We start from the raw sequence: 24088 nt of genomic DNA, 5'->3' as shown, positions 1-24088 counted from the left end.
ATATATAGCCTTATTTAATTTTAGTGCCCGATCGTTCAATATCATTTATGTATTGAACCGTATATTTGAACTACGCAACTAACATCACTTAACACAGTAGGTGTTTTTCATGTCAAAAAAGAGGGGATTTTGAACTCTTCATAGAAACTAGTACCATAATATATAAGGAGGTTTATAAATGGTTTACTATGTTTCGATGGCATACCAACACAATTTTCCTGAAGGAGCAATTCAACATATTGAAGACAGATTATATGGGTTAGATATTTTTTCCTTAGGCGACTTAAATGCTTTTATTTACAACGATGACTTTACTGAAAAAGGACTTTATAATTACCTTGTAGGAGATATTTCACCAGAGCATTTAGAACAATTAGTTGTATTATTTTTTACTAAATTACCAAGTAAAAAAAACTATCCTGATGATTTAACCAATTGGTTTAAGGAAAGGAATATAAAAGCTTAATCTTTAGAGGCACCTATATGGTGTCTCATTTGTTTCATATGAGTACTACGCAATATAAGAGTTACTACACAATTCAACCCCTTAATTTCCGAGCACGATTTCATCTTAAATTGAACGAAATGAAACCTATAAGAATTGATCAAGATTATGTAAAAAATGCATTCCAATAGGGACATTCCTACATCCAAGTCGGCAAATGGAAGTGGAAGAAGTTAGTCACGACAATGATTACCAAGTTACAGATCCTGATGAGGAAAATCTATATTTGAGGAGGAATTTTGTTTGGAATGAATAAATAAAAAAACCTGGTATTTACACCAGGTTCAAATACAAATCATATACCAGGTCCTAAATTAAGTACGAAAGACCTTACTTAGGATCTATAAACCATACCACTAATTTATCTTCAAACTAATTCTAAAAAAGATTTATCTTCTTTTTGTTTTAGGCGTTTTATTACTTCATCATGATCTTCTTCAGTCATTCGATTCTTACCCGGGTACCAATCAAGAGCTTCAGAGGTTTCAAGGATTTCTTTACCACGTTTTATTCTATCAGGCTCTTGAGATGTGCTACTTTGATTTTGATCTGACATGCCTTTTTCTTGTTTAATAAATTCTTCAAACATGCTTTTCATACATCTCACTCCTTCAATTAATAAATTAGGGTTTCTAAAATCGCCTTGATAAGTATTAATGTTGGGTAGTATAAACATACCATTTTTCTCCAACATATTCAAATATATTCTATAATCCTCAACTATACTTTCTTTTAGTAAGTATATTTTATCTTTATCAGTTGCACCTGCAAATTCAGGAGATCTCAAGTTCAGAAGCTTAGTATACCCATTATCGTGGAACCATTGATAAACTTCAGAATCTAACGTGAAATTTAATTTATCAAATATTCTAAAATGCAATATATGTCCATATTCATGAAGTAAAGATTGAGTACATCTTTCATGTACATTTAGAAGATTTAAATTCTCAATAAGAAAACTTTGATCATCAGGATTCATTGGGTAATCATTATGAAATACTAATTTATTGGCAGCATTTATATAGAAATTTCTTTCTCTATGATATGTAACTTTAGTGTTATCGGGTAGCAATAGAATAATTTCTTCATTAGACTTACTGTTTCTCATCATCATTGCAGTTGTACCTAATGCATCCGTATTTGAGTTTTTAAACCTAAAATACAGATTAAAAACTTTAATATTTTTTATATCTATTAATATACCCTTCTGCCTTTCTTTAGCCCTTTTATATCCCCCGTAAACCTCGTGTTTTGTTCGAACTGTAATATCATAGTTGGTTTCAGTATTTTCATCAATTATTTGAGCTAATACTGCAGATTGTTCTCTTAAATTCTTCACATGCTTTCTCTCAAGTTCAATTTCCTTAGACGATTCTACAATTTCATTTAATTCTTGATCTGTAATAAAGTAGTCTTTATGTAATTTAAATTCATCTTCTTCAATAGTAGAATTTTTTTCTTCACTAGATAAATCCTCAATGATTTCATATATATACACTTTTCTTCACCCTCCTAAAAAAGTATATCTAGTGAAATTTTACCATAATTCTATCTCATAAAATACCAATTAATTCAATTTTATTCCTTATATATGTTACCATGAATTCTATAACCCCAATCCAGAAAGAAGTGTCCACCACCATGCTCAAACAAGGAATCTACGAACAAATCATTACCCAACAGCTCCTTCAAGAACTAGCCAATACAGACCTAGACATAGAAATCGGCCGTACTCCCCTAGACGTAGAAGAAGCTCGTAAAATGCTATCTTCTTACATAAGCTCAGTAACAAGAAGCGCACTTAACCATGTCCGTGATAAAGAAAAAAATGATCACGATGCTCTCCTGAAACAAATCGAAACCTGCAACGAGGTTATCGACACGCTGAGCCGTAATCTGGATCAACAAGAGTTCAACTCTCTTAAAATATCAGAAGAAGCCGAAGTATTAACGCACATCTACTCTCGGGTAAATTCCGTAAGAAGCATCCAGCATCAAGAGGTTGTCCGTCCCGTCACTCCGATCTCAGAAAGCTCTTTATTCACGGGATCGAGCTATGAACCCAATATGCTAGGTGAACTAAAAAAAGAAATCCTCTCCTCAGATTCCATTGAAATGCTTGTGTCTTTTATTAAGTGGAGCGGTTTGAGGATCATTTTAGAAGAATTAAAGACGTTTACTGAAGGAGGAGGCAAGCTTCGCATCATCACCACCTCTTATATGGAAGCGACAGATTATAAAGCGATTCAGGAACTAAGTAAGTTAACCAATACGGAGATCCGAATTTCATATGATGTGAAACGAACTCGTCTACATGCAAAAGCTTATCTGTTCAAAAGGGATACCGGCTTCAGCACAGCTTACATAGGATCGTCTAATCTATCCAATCCAGCTCTCACTTCCGGTTTAGAGTGGAATGTGAAAGTAACCGAAAAGGATTCCTTTGATGTCCTAAAAAAATGTGAAGCAACCTTTGAAAGCTACTGGAATGACAAGGAGTTTAAATCGTTTAATGGAGAAAACGAAGAGGATACGCACACACTACGAATGGCTCTTGAAAGAAGTAAATTCGAAGTGTCGGAAAGCTCTGTTCAGTACATCTTTGATATTCAACCCTATTACTATCAAAAAGAAATTCTTGAGATATTACAGGCCGAACGGGACATTCATGGGAGACATAAGAACCTATTAGTCGCGGCAACGGGTGTCGGTAAAACTGTCATATCTGCCTTCGATTTTAAACGGTTCAGAAAAGCGAACAGAGGAAAAGCGAAACTCTTGTTTGTTGCACACCGAGAAGAGATCCTGAAGCAAAGCATGGATACGTTCCGTGCTATCTTAAGAGATCCTAACTTTGGAGAGATGCTAGTAGGAACTCAACAACCTTCATCATTCGATCACTTATTTGTCAGTATCCAAAGCTTTAATAGCAAGCAGCTTCATACCCACACAGAAAGTGACTATTACGATTTCATCATTGTCGATGAATTTCATCATGCGGCAGCATCATCGTATCAAAAGCTATTGAATCATTACGTGCCTCGCATCCTATTAGGGTTAACCGCAACTCCTGAACGAATGGATGGAAAGAGTGATCTCTCCTACTTTGACGATCATATCGCCGCAGAAATGAGATTAACAGAAGCCATCAATCAAAAGCTATTAAGTCCTTTTCAGTATTTCTGCGTCACCGACACTGTTGACCTCTCACACCTCAAATGGTCTCGAGGTGGATACGATACAAAAGAATTAGAAAACGTCTATACCTCAAACCATATGAGAAGCACTCAAATCATTCAAAGCGTCGAGAAGTACGTAGCCGATATAGGTGACGTTAAAGGACTCGGATTCTGCGTATCTATCGCTCATGCCCAATACATGGCCAATTTCTTTAACCGATCAGGCATTCCTTCCATTGCCTTGCACGGAGGGACGGACAAAACGTCCCGGATGGAGGCACAGAGATTACTTGTAACGGGAGAAATCAAATTCATTTTCGTCGTGGATTTATACAACGAAGGAATTGACATTCCAGAGATCAACACGGTACTATTCCTTCGCCCAACAGAAAGTCTAACTGTTTTTCTCCAGCAGCTAGGTCGGGGACTTCGACTATCTGAGGATAAAGAATGTTTAACTGTACTCGATTTCGTAGGACAAGCCCATCAAAACTACTCTTATGAAGAAAAACTACGATCTCTTATAGGAAAATCAAAGCATTCTGTTCAGCACTATGTGGAAAATGGATTCTTCAACCTCCCAAAAGGCTGCTTTGTTCAACTAGAAAAACAAGCGAAGGACTACATTCTAAGAAATATCAAGTCAAGTGCCAACACCAAAGCTAATCTCATCTCGAAACTTAAGACCTTTGAACAGGATACAGAACTTCCGATGACTCTATTAAATGTCTTATCACACTACCATCTCGATCTATATGATTTCTACGGTGGTAATAAAAATAGAAGCTTTAATCGATTATTAGTAGAGGCAGAGATCAAAGAGATCTTCACGTATGAACATGAAAAATGGATCACAAGTCGCCTACCGAATCTGTTTCATCTCAACTCAAGAAAACTGCTCGCCTTTTTAAGAACGTATATTGAAACCAGAGAAGTGAAAGGAAAAGAAGAAGAACTCATGCTCAATCTCTTCTATTATTCCTTCTACCAAGGACACCCTGAAAAAGAAGGACTTTTTTCTGTGAAAGAAGGAATCGAAAAGGTGCTTGAGCATCCCGTCTTTCAAGACGAAATCAAACAAATTTTAGAAGTGCTTTACAACTCTCTAGAAACCATTGAACTCGAACCCAACTTTGACTTCACCTGCCCGCTACAAGTACACAGCCAGTACTCCACAGCCCAAATCATGGCAGGCTTCGACTATTACAACGAAGACCAAAGTCCAGCCTTTAGAGAAGGAGTCAAATACTTTAAAGACAAAAACCTAGACATCTTCTTTATCACCCTGAACAAATCAGAAAAAGATTTCTCACCGTCTACCCTATACGAAGACTACGCGATCAACGAAACACTGTTCCAGTGAATATTTTTAACGTGTATACTCTATATTATAAAATTTGTTAAAATTGATTTTATTTAAATAAGCCACTAGATAATATTATCTAGTGGCTTCATTGACTTATGAAAACGAACAAACACAAGGCACAGTCTCATCTTTAATATTAATAAAGTTATCTACACCTTCACGATCCATTTGTTCTCGATATTCTTTTAATGTGTATGGGCCACCGTTTTTCTTAAGAATTGAAACATCTTTCTCAAAATGCTCACGGAAGTTTTCTTCCATCTCTTCTTGCTCTTGATAACGATCTGGCCATACTTTATATAATAGTGCGTAGTGACCAAATCCTCCACGGACACAACGCCCACCGCAGTTTGCATGGGAGAAGCCCATCTGGTACATTCTAGGCAGTTTAATACCCCACTCATTTTCAATGATTGACTTAGCATCAATATCTTCTCTAAACGTCTCAATCATTGGGAATCTAGTTTCAATGGGCTCTAGTGGATAATGCTTATAAAATTCTCTTAAGTTATCTGCACGATGTGACTCATGAGGTCCAATCCCAAAATATAAGATAGGTTCAAGATTATGCTTGTCCCGGAGTTCCTCTAGAAATACAATCGTTTGGTATACCTTTAACTCTTCAGAACATTTAGCTAATCGTGAGTTGCCTAGGAATCGGTAATCATAAAATACTTCTTCAGGTGTTCTACCATCGATTCTTTCGGTAATTTCTATTCCGATATAGTCAGCAACTTCATCCATGAAGCGGTAATTATCATCGTCTTCCCATAATGTATTGGTAAAGAATAATATACTATTTTCTTTCCCATGAGCTTGTACCATTTTGTAAGCAACATATGAACTAGCTGCTCCTCCACTGAACATGGCTACATGGACTGGCTTTCTTTCCATTGTATCTCTCCTCTATTTTACAAACTCTTTTACTAGGTTGTAGATCATGTACTCAACTTCTTCTTTCGGAACGTTTCTTCCAGCATTTTTAATCATACGATGAACGTTCTTGTAGATTGTCTGAGTTTTTGTAGAAAGATCTACTTTAGTAATAGATTTGTCGTCTCCATTTAAGCTAATGGTTAAATAGTCTCCTTCTGGTAAGGCTTCATTAGTAGAATTATAGTCTTTAAGAAGTAATTGTTCAAACATCTGATCCGTAGTATCCGACCATTCGTTTAAAGGAACTCCAACAACGTTGAGGATTAATCCTTCTATCCAGTTATCTTCTCCCGATTTCATAATTCCGTTTACGAGAGAATTATTCTTTTTAACTATCGCGTCTTTAGACTCTGCCCATTCATAAATTTCAGTATAGTTATTTACATTCAACAAGGACAGTACCCTAGTTTCTAATTTATTTTTATATTCACCTAGGAAAAGCTCTAATTCACCTTTATGTTTAAGAAGAAGATTAAGATCATTTTGGTACAATTGATACAGCTTTTCTAGAGTAGATCTAGGATCTATTTCACTTCTTTTAACTGTATCTCTGAATTCCTCGAGGTCTTTGCCTACATTTGTTGAAATTTGGGAAAACCTAGGTAAGTTCCTTAACCAATTAAGAAGACCGCTGCTTAGCATGACAGGGGTTGAACTGTTCATTGCCTTCTCAGATACGTACTCTCCGAAGATAGTCTTGATTTCAGTAAAAAGAGGCTTATACTTTTCATCAAAATCATAATAGACAAACGTATACTCAGCAGCTTCTTCTAACATTGAATAAAGTTTTTCTCCGGTCAATCCAGGCACATACATTCCATTTCTATAGAACATAATTTGCTCCCATTTGTCCCGAATTAAGCTCACGAGGAGAATTGGAATTAAAGGTGCTCTAATGCCAAACGGTTTATTTTCTAAAATACTCGAAAGATCACTTAACTTCCCTTCAGTATTTTTGTCTAATAATTCGAGTAGCCTACTTCTAATTTCTTGTAAATCAGTAGATTCTATGTTTTCTAAATCCGTTATGTCTAGCTTGTTGTTCTTAAAAATGGTTGCATATATTAAGTAGTCAGGACCATTACCTTCTATTTGTATCGAACTCGGATAATCTGAAAGAACATGATTAACTACATTATATGCAGCTTTCTTTTGCACAGAGTTTATTTTTCTCCTTACAAAAGAATCGTTTCGAACTTCTGGTGTATGAGGATAAAGGGTGTACATTAAGTTAGAAAGCACTTTTTCAAGCACAATATCATTTTTAATTTGTAGTTTTTTCCCTTTACGAATCCAGTTCAACTCTGAACTAAAACTAGTGTATGTGCTCATAAATTTTTGAATGGAGTGGTAAAGATCCTCTAACTTTAAAGATAATTCTTTCAACAGATCTTTATCATTCTTTATAAAACTTATATCTGACTTTAAATCAGTTAAGATATGATAGTCCATCACTTGATTTATTATTTCTTCAATGCTCTTGTTAGCTATTGTAAAGTACGAATGTTCGTCATGGTCTTCATTACTGATTATTTCAGTAACACGTTGGTAGTCTCTTATATTTTCTAAAATAACGTAATGTACAACAGCATCAGCATTCATTTCTTCACGAACCTTGGCTGCATCGAAAGTTCCTTCAATAATTTCTGAACTTAGACAAATATTAACTGTTGCAAATCTTGTCATACTCTTATTGTCGTTATAATCGTTGGCCAAGAAGAATTTTTTGCTGATCGTGTTTTGAAGAAGAGACTTCTTCTGATTTAAGGTTAAGTTAATGGTTTCTCTCCTAGACTGCACTTCCATTTCTAAGTCAATCGAACTTCCTTCAAACAGCTCCCATTGTTCGAGTATTCGATTAAAACGAATCACCTTTAAACTTGTTAACTCTTTTAATAACTCTTTAGTTGTTCTCACATTATCATTAAAAGAAAATGACAAAAACTCCGTCGTCAACTTCTGGGTAGTGTTAAGATTACTCATCGTCCACAAAGTTATAAATTTAAATAAGTGGTTTAAGTCCGTCCTATTATCGGGAATCCTTCCAGATAGCCTCATATATATTTGAAGATTTTTATCTTCTATATGCTCTTCAAATTCCAATTCAGGAAAAAAGAAATCAAATAACTTACTAGAAAGATAATAGCGATCACTATTTTTTTCAATGTGTTGCTGTAATCCTCCAGCATCGTTACTTTGAAGGAATGTAAATAACGTTCTTTCGTTTTGAGCAAACTTGTTAGACAAGTGTGGTAGAACAAATAACGTAACAGGATGAATAGGGTATGCCCCTCTAATGACTAATCGTTCAATCTCAACTTGGTTCAGGTTTGAGAATAGTGGATATTTTCTTAGCTCACTTTTCGTGATTGCTGCCTCATCTGAAGAAATTTCATTTCTATCTGATTCCGAAAGAATAGATTCTGTTATGCGTATGAATGTAGAGCGATCACTATCCATGTGATACAACTTAAACCGCTTTTCAATTCTTTGAAATTCATTTTGGTATTCTTCACTAAATTTAAAAAAGTAATGTCTTAAATTCTTGTGAGTAATGAACAAAAGGTGTAAATGTTTTGCGTGGTTATCTGCAAGTTCAGCTAGATCTTGAAGGTCTTGCATTGTCTCGTGAATCATTGTTGTATTGATACTTTGTAAAAACCGTCCAAATTCATCGTAAACAATAAATAACCCTATATTTTGTTTATCCAATTCATCCATAACATATTTTAATTGTTCAATAAAATCTTCTTTATAATCAATGGAAAACTCAGCACCAGAAGACAATATAGGAAAGGTTTCTTTAAACCACTGTATTTCTTCCCGGTCATAACTTTGAATTTTAATCCTCCATAATTCAAGGTCACGTCCTGATTCCTTTAATAATTTCTTAAATGATCGATAAGTCTTAGGAAAATCCTCCTTCCAAGTATCAACCATTCTAAAAATTTTGGAGATTACTCCTGGAACAACAATATCCAGGTTATTTTCATCAAGTGTTCTCATAATTGCTGATATGATAGACTGCCTAAAGCTTCCTTCGTTTCCGTTTAGTATGACTGGAAGATAACGTTTCTGGTTGCCTTGAAATTTAGTTAATTCGTTAAAGACTTTATCATCCACATTATTGAATTTCTTAATTAAATGGTTCATGGCAGATTCGTTTACACTTTTCGATGCCATACCCCCAATTAACGTCCCTAATAATGATTTCCCCGTTCCATAAGGTCCAACAATTATATGCGCACGTTTACTCTCTTCGTTGTTAAAGCCTTCTAAGATATTTTGTAATGATTCAGCGTGTGAAGGTGTTGGTAAGTAGTCTCTAAAAAACTCTTTTTTACCTAAGTCAAATTTAATATTCACACTAGATTTAAAATTTCTTTTCACCTTATTCATACTAGTGTCTCAGCCTTTCGTTTATATTCAAACTCTAATAATTCTAAAGATGAAATATCTGGAAGTCTCACGGTGTCTAGGTTGTTTGTTCTTGTAAATTGCAGAGGATACTTAGGGTGATACGTCAGTCCTTCCAACGCTTTTACAATTGAAGGACGACTTAAATTAAACACCTTACCCCACAATCCTTTATTTGTACTGATTTCTTCTACACTCACATTATCAATTTCATGTATCTCAGCATATTTAATTAGTGAATAATACAACGCACTTTCACCAATCTCTTCAATGGCAGGAGATTTCTTTATAATCATGCCTTTGTTTTCTTTAATTAAACCAGTTTTATTTATTGGACTTTGAATCACTTCTTCAGGATCGACTACACTTTGTCCTGCAGTGTAAAGTTTAATCATGCAATCAATATCCCGCTTTAACGATCGTTCCGAAAACTTTTTATCTTCATTCGTATTCACCCAGTCAACTAGCGAGACGTGTAAGTCTTCTTTACTTATTACACCATTAGAAAAAATGTTAAAGAACCAATACCATGTGGTTGCAGGCTCCATTTGATGTACAAGATGAAAATGAAGGATTGAGGCAGTATCGTTAAATTGAATAAACTTGTCATAGTTATATAACACTTGTCCTAACGGAGTAAGAAGATGAATTTTCTTTCTTTCTTCATTAAACTTCTCTTCCACTACTCCTGTAGCTACCACCCAAAACCTTAAAGATTTAACCATGTTCTTTCCTAGTCCCATCTTTTCAAAAGCTTCATCATCATAAAAGAATCTTTCATCTTGTTTCAAGTGCTTAATTGCTTTATTTAGCCATCTATCTCTTAAATAGAAACTCTGATGTTGTCCATATGCCATAATTAAATCAGCCTTCCAAATTCTATAGTAACACTTCTGGAGAGACGTCTCCAGAAGTCGTTTTTGCCGATAATAATGCACCTAGATATCTCATCTAGATGCATTATCAATTCATTGAGTAGCTTTAAAGTACTTCAATAATGCTCTTTTCACCTGAGGTGTAAGGAAAGGACTTTTTCCTCTAGTCACTTTCTGACTAGCTGTCTTAGCCAAGAAGTCACCTTTCCCTCCTAAATTTTCTGCTCCGCTTTCTCCTAAAATAACTGAAGAAGCAGTTGAATCTGTTGCTCTTAGGGCGAGTCTTGCACCTAAGTTATTTCGAATGTTGGTGTTGATGATGTCAGATTTTGGGTTTTGAGTGCAGATGATTAGGTGAATACCTGCCGCCCTCGCCTTTTGACCAAGTCGCAATATCGCATTCTCTACTTGGCTAGCAACCTCTTTTTCTTGACTCATGAAGTCCGCAAACTCATCAAATACACAAACGATTCTTGGTAACCTATTTTGTGTAGCATCAATGTATTCATCTAAATTACTAGCAAACTCATCCTTAAACAACCCATATCTTCTTTCCATTTCTTCAACCAGCATATTCAGCTTAACAACTGCATCATCAATACTAGTCACTACATCTTGCGTATGAGGTAAGTCTTCATAGATAGAGAACTCTACTTGTTTTGGATCTATAAACACATACTGCAGTTGTGATGGTTCATAGAAGCACATCGTTCCTAAAATAATAGAGTTGAGCGTGACACTCTTACCACTTCCGGTAGTTCCACCAGTGAGAAGATGTGGTGTTGAAGGATCGGATAAATCTATATTTATGACATTGTTTAATGGATCAAAGCCTAGAGGAGCAACTAAATTTGAGCGTTTAATTGTATCATTAAGTTGCTTCCTTGCAATGGCCATAAACTCTTCAAAGTAAATAGTATCCGGATCTTCCCTTACAATATCAATATTCAATCCATGTTTATCAATGAATAGATTGGGCTCTTGATCTAAACCTAACCAAATTTGAATATCTTTCTTTCTTCTTAATATTTTATCACTGTTTAATGATGAAGGGAGTGATAAAGTTAATCGAACTACGCTAGATCCCACAACTACATCCTGAACCTTCACATTTAATCCGTTTCGGTTAAAATGTGTCTCAAGTGTAGATACATATTTTCGTTTTAGTTCAGAGTGATCTATCTGTTCTGTCTCATGCTCGATTTTAAGGTCCTTTAAGGCAATTACTTCTGGATATCCATCTGAATTAGAATCGCCTGGAAGTGGAGGATTGACTTTTTCTCCACCTCTGAATTCTCTATCTACTTCTTCTTCATCACCTTCTAAATCACTGTCATTCTCTTGGCCATGTCCTGATCCATCATTACCAACACTTTCGCCTTCTTCTGAGTTAGGGCCTGGGGGATTAGAATCTCCATCAGTTTCCCCAAGGGCATCTTCACCCTCATTGTTTGGTGGTGAACCGCCCTCTTCATCCTTAGTCTGTTCCTTACTCTCGTCCTCAAGAATAAGACTGTCTGAGAATGAATCTGTATGATTCTCTAGTTCTTCATAAATTGGCTCATTTATAGTTGTTGCACCTAGAGACTTTAAGATATATGCACGATTAAAGATATAATTCTTATGTTCACCTTCTATCAGGTCCATATAAACGTCCTCTTCTATCGCTTCAAAACTATTTTGATACAAATTAGAAGTGTAGCAGTAAGCATCAATCGAAGAATGAATATTAACTTGAATTTCATCAATTTGTGCATTTTGAAGTCTCTTTAACAAATAAGCTTTTTCAGGAGCATATGTCCCTTTTTCAATAAAATAATGGATTAACTCACTTCTCCAGTATTCAGCATCTGCCTTATCCTGATTAAAATCGAAAAGATTTTCATACAAGTTTTTACCTGATTGGATTTGTTTGATAGCATCATATCTTTCTCTTTCAAAGATTGCTTGATTAACGAATTTTAGTTCTAGCAATTCAAAATCCAATGAAATATTTCCATCATTCTCTTTTATAGTCGTAATGACCAAATCAGGACGCCTATTATTCTTTCTAAACCATGGAAGCTCATCACATACCGACCATACTTGAAGATCATGCTCTAATTTAGAACGTCGATTCATACTAAGATAAGTCGCTACTAATTCATGCGAGTATTTTCCTGGACCGATAGCTTTTAAAACGAGTGCTCCGGATATAGACTTTACTCGATTAACTGCCTCTTTCACGTTTTCCTTTTGGATATTCCCATTCTTAAGGATTAAAGAAAGCTTCTTAGTTAGTCGATCATAATACTCATAGTCATGTTTGTTCGAGTTAAGCTTCTTAATATATTCAGATGAGGAAACAATCAATTTAAAGTTTTTATTGGCTCCTGCTTTGGATTTATACTGAATAATTTGAGCTTTCGAAGAAGCTTTCTCTAGGAGAGATTTATCAAGATATCTATCCATAAACATGATCCAATTAAAATTCTCATGCATATAATCAATCAAAGCATTATCAGAGAAATTTGATAATGAGATCTTATTCTTTAAAACGTATAGCTCATCTTCTTCTAACATCTCTTTTTTCTGAAAAATGTATTGTAATTGATAAAAGGATTTTAGTGTATCAGGCAAGTGTTCACTTACATAGGAAATCCTTTTTAAACTTTCAGTTTCTAAAAGAGGCTCTTTATATACTAAGTTGAACCAATCATTCGACTGTTTCGCTTCTATTTTATCGAATTCATATTTCACTTGATTACTTTGCCCAAAATAATCAGCTAAAACTACAAGATCTGCGTCAATCATATGAGCATTAATCTGATTAGAAATTTCATTAATTGTGCTGCCAGAAATAACCTTTACTTCAACGGTTGGAAATTTACTAAACCTATCAGGATTTGTATATTCCTCTTTTTGCTTAATCCATTGATTAATCTTCTGATGTATATTCGCTGCCTGTGTTGAGTGTACGGTAATCTTTAATTTATTTAGATTTTTATGTTTGCTAAATAAGGCATCAATTGATTTGGTAATAATATCAGCACTTTGACAATAAAGGAATAAAATATCTAATCCATCTTTAGCATATGGATAAACTTCAAAATAATTTTTTACGCTTTTAACTAATTCCTCGGATAATTCGTTCGATAGATAATCCATATTTTCTGAGCGTTTTGTATTTAAGATAAATTGACCTTCGCCTAAGATTTCACTAACTTCTATGAGGAATGAATCATCTCCATCACTCGAAAAATATCTTGGTGCTAAGTTGAGCGTCTTTTCTGTAACATATTCAAGATAATCTTCAATGTTTACAACCTCTAAATCGCCTTTAATGCTTCTTTCAATCCAATCCGTTATTTGGTTATCAAGTTTTTCATACCTTGAAACATAACTTACCAATCGTATTGGATTCAAAATCGTTACGATTCTTTCGTCACAGAAACCTTGCTGACCTAGTTTCACATCTAGAGTATCAATTGAACCAATGTAATTTATGAAGCGATAAATATGACTTGCAACATCAACAGAAGCAGCAACACCAGAAAGAACGCTTTCTAGTTCTCTCTTAAATTTGCTAATATCAATGCTGAACACACCAAACTTCATAATATTTCTTATAGTGATTGAGTACTCTTCAAGGAAACCCGAGAAACGATTATAGTGTTCTTCAAAACCTGGTTGTTTAATAGATAAATACCCGTCAACTCTCTCATGGACCATTTCTCTTACATCAAGCATTTCAATCTCATCTTCTTGATAATTCTTCAAATGAGGAATTTTAAGCTTTTCAATCTCATCTTTAAACGAAAGAAGCTGTAAATTTTCAAACCCTCTAACCTTAAATGTCTCAGTTCCTAGTGTTTCATTATCATTCATTAAGTGGAGTTTAAATGACAACTCATTATTCGTAGTCTCATCTACTGTGATAGACGCTAAGGACCTTTCCTTAAATTTAATATGTGGAACAACCTTAGATATATCATTCAGATAGATATGTAATGTTTCTACCATTTCAGTTGTAATTTTAGAAGCATACACTGTTAATTCAAAGAATGAATCTTTATTAACCTTATCCGAATTCTCTTCTATCAAGGAGAACGTTTCATACTGAAGTGCATTGATTAAATCATGATAATCCTTAGGATGACGAAGTTTTTCAATTCGTCTAGAGATAACCTTATCTAGCTTTGCACTTTGAGATAATTCATCCTCAAATTCCTCTAGAAAGTCTTGCATAGCATCAGGATTTTGGTTTTTCTCAACTTCGTTAATGCCTTCTTCTATCTTATCAATTTCATCTTTTGTTGGATTACCGTTAAGGATTAGTGCATCTCGAATCTTATCTGGAAGAGTAGTTTTTGTTTTAAAGTTTAATACTGTTTCAACCACATTAAAGTCATATGTTAGTAAATCTAGATTTTTTTGATTCAAGAAGTCGATAACCTTCTTTTCAAATTCAGCAGGGTTAATTCCGTTCCACAACTCATCAGAGAAGTTATTCTTTTCTTCGGCTTCAATGAAGGTATATAGGTTATTTTGAAGTTTCTCAGTATCTAAATCTCCATTTGGCTTTTGAAGATTGGCCAACAAAAAGTTAGATCGTAATCTCTTTTTTCCTTTTGCTCCAATAATTAAGTTTTGATCCCTAAATAAGTTCAATTCAGGCAGATTCGTGCGTATTTTTTCAATGATGGATGGTGATTCTTGGTTTACGATTTTCTCTACAAACCTAAGTATAAATCTAAGTTGTGGGTCTGTAAGACTACTGTACATAGTAAAGAATTCTTTAAGTGTCTCTATTTCTTCAGCAGCTAGCTGAAATTCTTCAGACAACAAAGAAAATAAACTTTCTAGTCCAAAATCAGAAAGTAAGTATGCCTCATCAATGGCAAATAAATTCTCCAAACTCTGGGCCTCAGGTGTGAGCTCATTAATAATGATGACCAATGCATGACCAGAAAAAGTATAGTTTCTTAACCAAGTACTCGTCTCTATTTCCTTTAATTTGTATTGGTCAAACCCTCTAACAGGCTTAATTGTCCGTATATTTGGAGAGTAGAACTTTTCTAGTTTAGATGCTTTATCATCCAATTCTTTTAATAAGGAATGTACATTATTGTCTGTCAATCCATTCACTTTAATAAAAAGCTTATTTGTACCTTCTAGGCTCTGTTCCTTAAAATGCTCCATTAAGATGTGAAAAACCCATTTCCCTAGAATATCATTGTACGTAATCATTCTGTCACCTGCCCTGCATGTTCATATGGATTTCTAATCATAGCTGTTGCATCTGAGTACTCAATTAAAAGTCCATTGTGTCTTAATTTCTCTCTTAAAGCATATTCGTTTCGTTGGAAGTAACTAACATTTAATTTAGATTTTTCATAGATCCCATCTTCTTTAGCCTGCAATTCACCAATAATAAAGCCATATTTTTGATAAATATCTTCCAAGAAAGAATGGAATTCCGTTTGTTTTCCAGGTTTTAAGTTAGCGTATACCAAAGCCTGAATAAACGTATCAGACATAAAATATCTGTACTTGCTTCCTCGTCTAAAACCACCGTAACCTCCATCTCTAGTGAGTCCTCTCACGATGCTTAATTGATGTCGTTTTAGTTGATCAGAAACAATATCCTTCACCACATTAAATAATTGAGTCATAACTTTATCGTACGAATCACATTTTTGAATGACTTTAGCTACCTTATTCTTTCTTACTTTTGAAAGACGGCTAAGGCCTAATAACTCTATTAATAATTCTGGATCGGTATGCCAACTTTTTAAGTTTTGAATTACGAACTCCTCAGAAGTAATTTTTTCTCTAAAAGTTTGTTTAAAAAAATCTTCAAACTTATTCTTGATTAATAGTTCATTATCACTAAACGATCGTGCTGAAAGAGTTTGAATTGGACCTACTTGAGCATCTAAGCAATCAAAAAAGAGAGTGAGCTTGCTTTCTTCATTTATCTGAGCTCTTTTCAGCATATATCTACCTAATTGGAACGTAATTAGGCTAGTCATCAATTCGAACAACTCATAAATATCAATGTTTAAATTAATGAGGTTGTAGAATTCTTCAGCAAATTCAGTATAAATAGGATCATCAGTGACAGGTAATACAGGATATTCTCTATTACTCTCTCCTTCTTTTTTTAATGGATAGAGATCTGAACTATTTTTCTCATTCTCCAATCTTGAGGAAATTTTAGATACTATGTTCTCAATTGCTTTGTTCTTACATAGCAGAGATTTTAATCGACATTGGATTTTTTCTCTTAGTTCTAAATTAGCCTCTGTCCCATAGGAAAGCATCAAAAAATAAAGTTCTCCCCCACGTGCAAAGAAGTTCCTTTCAAAGTTATACGACTTCTCCCCACCCTTATTCAACGTCCTTAGCTCAAAGAATAACAATGATTCGTGCAATGGATATAGGGTCTTTGCGTACCATGACCGGTTAGCTGGTTTACCAGTTCCATCTGCCAATGGAACTTCTAAGTTTCGAAAGAAATCCCTAATAACATTTAGTTCGTCTTTATTTTCGACTAATTCATATAAAGAATCTTTTTGCTCAGTGGTTAGACTTACAACCCCTGTTTTTGCTCCTTCTTTATCCCCTTCAAAAATGAATTGTCTAAGGCCGGTAGCACGCACACGTGAATAACTATTAGCTGCCAAGTCATAGTTTGTACCTTTAAGCACATTTAAGAATTCAAGAACATATTCCGGTCCCCTTTGCCCATCTTTAAACCGATGCCCCCAAATTTGCGCAGATAGCTGCGTGGAGAACTCTTCTACACTTTGTTTTTTTGCAACCATATAAATGTCTCCTTTATAACAAACTTATTTCATCATCTATAAAGAGCCCAGTCTTGTTATCGTACCTTAATATGTTTAGCTCATATTCTTCCGGCTCACTTATTCTTATCAATTCATTCTTAAATGTATCTATCAAGATTTCTGCTTCTTGTTGCAGAACGTTATGAGTACCACCGCCACTCGCCCTCATTAGGTATTCGAATACCGCTAAGTTCATGTTTAAAGAAACTTCATCCCTAACTGACAATTTAAATCTAGAAGGTTTTCGATCTAAATCTAATCGTCCCACTTCTTCTTCAATATCTACATCTTTTGATCTAAATTGTTCATATATCATCAAGTTCTTATTTGTGGCAAATAAGTGCTTATTGTTTATTTCTGTGAGTCTTCCTGAGAAGATTCGATTCAAACCGTTTATCATATCTTTTTTCAATTGTGCTTGAGCTTTAGGGTTACCAAATAAATTTACATATTCGTCAACATATTCAAATGGCAACAGTTGATTTGCATTTACACTGTCCTCACTTACTGTCTCGTAAAAGTACTTTCTTCTTAGTTTAGGAATCCAGTCGTTGACGATAGAATGATCTTTATCCACATCATAGTCCCGATACAACGTTAATTTTTTCTTAAAGTAACCAAGCTGTAAGTCTAACGAATCCCCTATTAGAACATTATGTGCTTTCTCAGATTCCACGTCTCCATTGATATCACCGTTAATAATAAAGTCATCGATCGAAGAGTGGGAATAGACTCCCGGATCTAGAGCTTTAAATATTTTCAAAGCTTTCATTTCTGAAAAGGCATTCTCATCTAATTCATGGCCATAGAAATTCTGATAGTAAGGTTTCTTAGTTTGTTTTTCAATTTCTTTATAATTGGCATTTAGTACATCATCACACTTATATCCACCTGTTAGCATATAACTTATGTGAATTAACATTTCCCTCATAGTAATATGAGTATCTAAGTAGTCGAGCAGTTTGTACTGTTCTACGATCTTATCTTGAATATGGTTTTGAGAAGTTCTCTCATGATTCATATGTATGATACATCGTTCCTGTTTTGGGCAAGCCTGGCATGCATCCCAGTTTTCAGATTTATTCCACTCGGATAGAACTTTCTCTACATAAACAGAAGAAGTTACATCTAATAAATTGAAGATGCTAAATTGATCAGAGTTATTATCATGTGACTTAAAGCGTGATGTTACTTCATACTGTAATTTGTTTAGATTCTCATACTGCGACAAGAATTTTGTCAGTTTCCCTTCATTCGCAGCAATAAGGTAAAATACTTTTTCTTCATTTCCAGACGTAATTATTTGTTGTAAATGTGCTAGTTCTTTTTCGATAACTTCCTCTTTTAGCTCCGACAAATCTTTAACGATTCTTATTTTCCCATTACTAAAAGGAAACTCTACAATCCCATCTTCCGGCCAATTCTCTAAACTGTCCCTATTGAAGTAATCGTGTACAATCCTACAGAGCCTTGTTTTTCCATCACCAGCATTACCAGTAAGAATGATACTCTGAGGATTAGTTTCAAATAAATTTATAAGGGTTTTTTCAATCTTCGTCTCTATAGTAAATGAATAAGAATTCTCATTATTCTTATCAATTGTATATTCATCATAAATTTTGGAATGGTTAGGGGATAATACGTTGTATTGATCTAGATAGTAAACAAAAGAATTACCTTTCACAATTTTTCCTCCTTCGGAAAATTTATATATTTATACGAAACTCATTTTTAACATGTTTGTATTTATATTGTAATATACATTTTCCTTTTTTTCACTTATTCTAATAGATTGGTATAATTAAAAATTTCCATTTACATTATTTTTAGATTACCCAAGAATATATAAAAAGAGAGCACTCTTGAGGAATGCTCTCTAAAAATTAAATCTCAACTCTTGTTTTTTCTTTTAGCTTCATCACACATATTTCTTTCTGCTTATCAGTAAGGTTATCAAATAGCATTAAAACAGCATCTACAGATAAATCATTAAGCCTTTCATTAATAAGAATATTTATTTCCTTTAATCTATCCTTTGTTGATTCACTTATAAAGCTGGGTATAATTCTAGTTTGTTCTAACCATGTTGAGCACTCAGACACATTCCAAGACACAAGTTTTTCTTCAATACTTATATAACTATCCACCCATTTATTCTCTTTATGGTTAATATTTTCTATTAATTCTTTTTTAATAGAATCAATAATAGGAGTAAAATCGACTTCTGACTCTAAATCAGTCCATTTGTTAAACAAACTATTTAATTCGAGTTCTAAGTCTCTTCTATTATCTTGATAGGAAATTAAATAAGAGAAATCATTCAAGAAATCTTGCACATGATTAGCTGCTTCTTCAATACCCTCCCGATCAACATCATTAATGGATTTATTCAGTATATTCTTAACATTAGTAATAAATTCTTTGCAATCTTGAATATTAGCTAATTCAAACATAGAGTCATAAATAGACGATATTTCTTGTGCCAACTTTTCAAGGAAAACTTCTATTTGCGTTATCCTTGAATCTACTTTTACTAAAAACTCATTCATATACTTTTTATCTACTTTATCATTTTGTAAAAGCTTTACTAGTTCTAAGCCATCATTTTTCATTTGAACTAATTCATCATAACCTGAAGAATTAGAAGGTTTGTTATTACTAAGAAAATTTTCAACACTTTCATTAATATTTTCAAGCTTTCTAATAACAGTTAAATCATCTAAGATGCTATTTAATTTTGTTCTTAGTTTTCTAGATTCTTCAGTATATCCATACTTCGAAAAATCACTGATTAAATGATTAACCCACTTTTCGAAAGCAGATATTTGGGCATAACTTTGGCATTTTAAGTGGTTTAACCAATTAGAAAATTCTTTTTCAATAAAAGCATGACATTTATCTGTCATTTTATTCGCTTCTTCTACCTGCTCAATATTATAAACATATCTAAGCGAATTTTCTATTGATCCATCAATTTCATTACAGCCACTTAAAACCTCAAATATCTTTTTGAAATCAGTTCTCTTTATTCCATCATCTAAAGAGGATCTAAGAAGTCCAAATTTTCTAGTGTTGGTTTCATAGAGCTTTGTACCTTCTCTAAGAATCAGTTCTAAGTTCATCATTTTATCTTCAAGATTTTCTGGTATTTCTTCTTCAAGCTTTAACTGTTCATACTCTTTCCACAAGATAGGTGCTTTATTAATATCGTTGTTTCTTTCTACTTTATTATATAAGTTAATATATTTACCTGCTAATTTATCAGGATTAACTTTAATAATTGATGTTTCAAACAAATTTTTAAAATCAACTTTTTTATCTAAGAAGATTTTGCTACCCCATTCATCTAAACGAAGTCTCTGTTCATTTAAGTTTACTCTTAATTCTACTCTTTTTTGAACGAGAAATATTGCAATTAATAACGCAAGAGCGAAATCATTTATTCCGTATGGGGGCCTCTGATATTTTTCAAATATTTTATCGATATAGACCTCTTCATCATCAACTAATTCATCAAGATCCTCAAATATCTTACGAACTTTAATATTAGTGGGCGAAACTAATTGATATTCACTATTAAAAACACCCCAAGAACCTAGTCTTCCTTCGAATAAAAGTGATTCAATCCTATTTTTTATTTCGGTTGTTTCAGAATGTATTAACTGGAATGAAGCTCCTGAAAGTATTAATCTGCCTATTCTAGATAAATTCTTTTTACCCTTAGCCAATGTTTTATTTGAAAACTCAGTAAAAGGAAACGGAATAACTGAATGATATAATTCATCAAACAAACTATCGAAATAAACTTTAGGTCTCATAGTAGATTTTTCTAAACCATTTTTAGTTAAAATAATTCGCTTAGAAACCAATTCATTGAACCTATCTTTTACAACAGTTTCAGTCTTGTATTTATATTCAGGAATAAACTTGCTATACTTTACTGCTTCTTGTTCTGTAAACAAATTTGAAATCTGATAGTCTTTTATTGATTCGAAAAATTTCTTTTCCTTATCATCCAATATAAAAAAGGCAATAGGCATTTTATCGAAATTGAAGCGCTTAATTAATTGTGAAATAGTTTCTATTTTAGAATCATTAATTACAGGAGGTAAATACAACCATAATAATTTACCTTTCGGTTTATCAGGTCCAGTTGCATATTCAAAGTCATTTTTTAAATTTAGTAAAAAAGAATGATCTAAGTCCTGAAAATGCACAATTTGTTGATCAAATTCCCATTCTCTTGTATTTATTTGATTCTTTCTGCCAAAAGAAGTTTCCATTGTATCTAATGGTAATACTTTATTTGATAAGTTATCTAACGCAATACTTAAATTGATATCTAACTTCCTACGTTTTCTAGATATTAACCTTTTAAAGTCATTTATACCTGTCGCATCTGCTATAAAGTCGTACACATTTGCAGTATCATCGTAGCTAATTACCCCAAACTCATGCTCTAATTCACTTAATGCTTTGTGAACCTCATTAGTGCTGATATTAGTTGCATAACAGATTGCTTTCTTTGTTTCCTCTAATGAACTTGTTTTGAACCTTCCAATTCGGAGAATTAAATTTGCAGCTAATACTTCCATATGCCTATTGTCAATCTTATCACCAAATTTTGTTAAAATTTGGTTATAGAGTATACAATATTCACTTTGTTTCCTACCTTCTTGTTCCGCTGCTAATAACTCTTTAAAGAATTCTGTTCTGATAATACGTGTTGCAGGAATAAGGGGTAAACTCCCGAATTCATTTAATTCTGTGTTACCTTCAAAGTCTATTTGCCTCTCAAGAAAAGTTAAAGATGACCTCTGTTGCAACCAAGAGGATAAATTCGATAACATCCATGAAGTTAACGGATGTAATGGAAAAGTTCCTTCTAAAATGACCTTTTTAAAATGATTAAAAGAACCCCAAACACTAGATGTCAAAGCCTGTGGTTGCCATTTGATGAAATTCTGATGAAACTCTTTCCATTCTTCAACTTGTTTATCATACTTATCAACTACAAGGTTTTTAAATTTATCTGGTTCAATTCTTTCAATTAAATTTGCAAATATCGTTTCTAAATTGGATGATAAGTGGATTTTCTCACTAGCTTCGTATCTTCCAATATACCTATTAATATTGGCAGTTCTATCCACTCTTGTTAGGTATGACTTTAGATCTGACTGTATAAAACCAATAAATACTATTTTATCCCCACTGTCTTGAACAGCTTCATAAATTTGTTGTAAAGCTGAATCTCCCGCTCTTGAAGGAAAAGATGATGCAAATTCAATATATCGACCAAATTCATCAAATAAAACTACAACTTTATTAAATTCGCCTCTATCACCACAAAGTGTATCAGCTATCTTTGTTAAAACATCACCCGCTGATACCCCTTCATCCCATCGAATATAAATACCATTTATTTGGTGATAAACCTTATTAATTACCTCAAAGGCATTCGCATCTTGAATAATATTTTCTAATAAGTATTCCTTAAGACTATCATTATCAAAATTAGTTAAGCTTTCTTTCGCAAACTCAATATATAAATTTTCATAGTTATTAAAAGTATTAGTTACAAAATTCTTCGCAATATCATATGATTTGGTTAAAGACTTCAAAAACTCTCCATTAACACCTTGCAACTTGAGCACTTTTTGTGTTGCATTTAGTATTTCATAGTTTAGGTTGAAATCCTTCATACCATTTAGAACTAGTACTAAATTTGGTTTTAGTGCTAACTCTTTTACTTCAGTCGCTAACTTCTTATCTACTTTAGTTAAGTTATTGAGAATATTTTTTTGTAAAGTATCATTCCTACTGAATAAACTAGCTAAAGTGACGGCCATATGAGATTTACCAGTTCCATACGGTGCTATTGTCATAAAGAAATTTGATTCTGTGCCTTCTCCATATAATTTATTTGCAATAATTTTCGTGAAAGTTGCTGTATCTACAAGCCTATGACTTTTAAAAGTAATATCATCTTCCCCTACTCCAAAATACTCAGGACCGTGAAAAACAAAACTTTTGGCTACCTCTGCTTGCCTTTCTTGATTATAAAACCAATCTACTTGAACAGCTCCATTAAAATATAGCTCTTTTTTAAAACGAATTATGTCTTTTAATTTCTGCTCCATCTTATTTACACTCCTTATATTAAAAGGCTATATACTTTGACTAATAACGTACTTGACGAGGTTTGTTTTATAAATGTCACTGGTGACAGCTGACGATTAATAACTATTATTCTTTCTTCTTGCAACATTTCTAAAACTTCATTAATACTGGTCTCATCCCACATAAAAGGATTGCCAAATCCTAAATCGTTCAACAAAGTATCATAAGTAATTTCACTTTCATCACTTAATATTTTTTCCCAATGAAATAAAAGTAGATACCCATATAGAAACTTAAATGTGCGATCTACTTTATGTGGCTTTAAAAGAAATTTCCCCTCTTCGAAGTTTAATAAATTCAGGTTCCCAAAACATTTTTCTTCTAAATAACAAGTACGAAAAGGAGAAATATTCACCTCTTTTGTTTCAAAAAATCTATTAACAGCTCTCTTTAATGAATCACTCGTAATTTGTAAACCTTGAGTATTAAATAAATTATTAAATATAAAAGACCATAATAAAGCCTTCGAATTAACATTCGTTAAATTATAATGACATAACAGGTGTGTTAAGCTTTCTATTAAGTAAGGATCTTCCTCACTAACAACATTCCCTAAAGAAGTAAGGGATAGTTGGTATTTTGATTTATCTTTCTTTACTTCAAGTAACCCCATTAAAATAGCATATTCAATGTGTGGAACAACTTTACCTGAAACTTTACCAGTAGGGATTGTTGTTTGCGAAGAAATTTCTTCTTTAGTAAAGTATTTCTCACTAAAGCTTGAAGCGAATTGCACTAATTGTGCAATCGCTTCTTTTTCAGGAGCAAACTTTTGATGAAAGCTTAATGGAAGAGTCATT

Annotated in this window: 10 protein-coding genes and 1 pseudogene; 2 read left to right on the top strand and 9 right to left on the bottom strand. The window is 33.4% G+C overall.

Features of this window, described 5'->3' with window-relative positions:
- Positions 1–178: 178 nt before the first annotated feature.
- Positions 179–466, top strand: coding sequence for a hypothetical protein (locus tag AAEM60_RS04180; protein WP_341357484.1), 288 nt, complete (start codon positions 179–181; stop codon positions 464–466).
- Between the two features lie 406 nt (positions 467–872).
- Here the strand turns inward: AAEM60_RS04180 and AAEM60_RS04175 are convergent, their stop codons facing one another.
- The gene (locus tag AAEM60_RS04175; protein WP_341357483.1) at positions 873–2003 is read right to left on the bottom strand and encodes a hypothetical protein; all 1131 of its coding nucleotides are present in this window, start codon (positions 2001–2003) and stop codon (positions 873–875) included.
- A gap of 143 nt (positions 2004–2146) precedes the next feature.
- Between AAEM60_RS04175 and AAEM60_RS04170 the strand changes: the two are divergent.
- Positions 2147–5041 (top strand): annotated as a pseudogene (locus AAEM60_RS04170) (DEAD/DEAH box helicase family protein); the annotation flags it as partial.
- 102 nt (positions 5042–5143) lie between these two features.
- On the opposite strand, the gene AAEM60_RS04165 reads toward AAEM60_RS04170, so the two are convergent.
- From AAEM60_RS04165 to AAEM60_RS04130, 8 genes are all read right to left on the bottom strand, one after another.
- Positions 5144–5944, bottom strand: coding sequence for a hypothetical protein (locus AAEM60_RS04165; RefSeq protein ID WP_341357482.1), 801 nt, complete (start codon positions 5942–5944; stop codon positions 5144–5146).
- 12 nt (positions 5945–5956) lie between these two features.
- Positions 5957–9385: a hypothetical protein gene (locus AAEM60_RS04160; RefSeq protein ID WP_341357481.1), complete on the bottom strand. Its 3429-nt coding sequence runs from the start codon at positions 9383–9385 to the stop codon at positions 5957–5959.
- A complete protein-coding gene (locus tag AAEM60_RS04155; RefSeq protein ID WP_341357480.1) occupies positions 9382–10260 on the bottom strand; it encodes a DUF4007 family protein in 879 nt (292 codons plus the stop codon). Before AAEM60_RS04155 ends, AAEM60_RS04160 begins: the two co-directional genes overlap by 4 nt.
- Before the next feature lie 111 nt (positions 10261–10371).
- Positions 10372–15507, bottom strand: a complete 5136-nt coding sequence (locus AAEM60_RS04150) for an FtsK/SpoIIIE domain-containing protein (protein ID WP_341357479.1) — start codon at positions 15505–15507, stop codon at positions 10372–10374.
- Positions 15504–17087, bottom strand: a complete 1584-nt coding sequence (locus AAEM60_RS04145; RefSeq protein ID WP_341357478.1) for a hypothetical protein — start codon at positions 17085–17087, stop codon at positions 15504–15506. The genes AAEM60_RS04150 and AAEM60_RS04145 overlap by 4 nt, the downstream gene beginning before the upstream one ends.
- A gap of 13 nt (positions 17088–17100) precedes the next feature.
- Positions 17101–18792 carry a hypothetical protein gene (locus AAEM60_RS04140; RefSeq protein ID WP_341357477.1) on the bottom strand — a complete coding sequence of 564 codons (1692 nt, stop codon included), beginning with the start codon at positions 18790–18792 and terminating at the stop codon, positions 17101–17103.
- A 199-nt stretch (positions 18793–18991) separates the two neighbouring features.
- Positions 18992–23248: a hypothetical protein gene (locus AAEM60_RS04135; protein WP_341357476.1), complete on the bottom strand. Its 4257-nt coding sequence runs from the start codon at positions 23246–23248 to the stop codon at positions 18992–18994.
- Between the two features lie 14 nt (positions 23249–23262).
- Positions 23263–24087, bottom strand: a complete 825-nt coding sequence (locus AAEM60_RS04130) for a DUF4007 family protein (protein WP_341357475.1) — start codon at positions 24085–24087, stop codon at positions 23263–23265.
- Position 24088 lies beyond the last annotated feature (1 nt).

This window comes from Rossellomorea sp. y25, from assembly GCF_038049935.1.
Taxonomy (GTDB): Bacteria; Bacillota; Bacilli; order Bacillales; family Bacillaceae_B; genus Rossellomorea.
The sequence above is the reverse complement of the archived record's forward strand: the minus strand, read 5'-3'. Positions and strand labels throughout refer to the sequence as shown.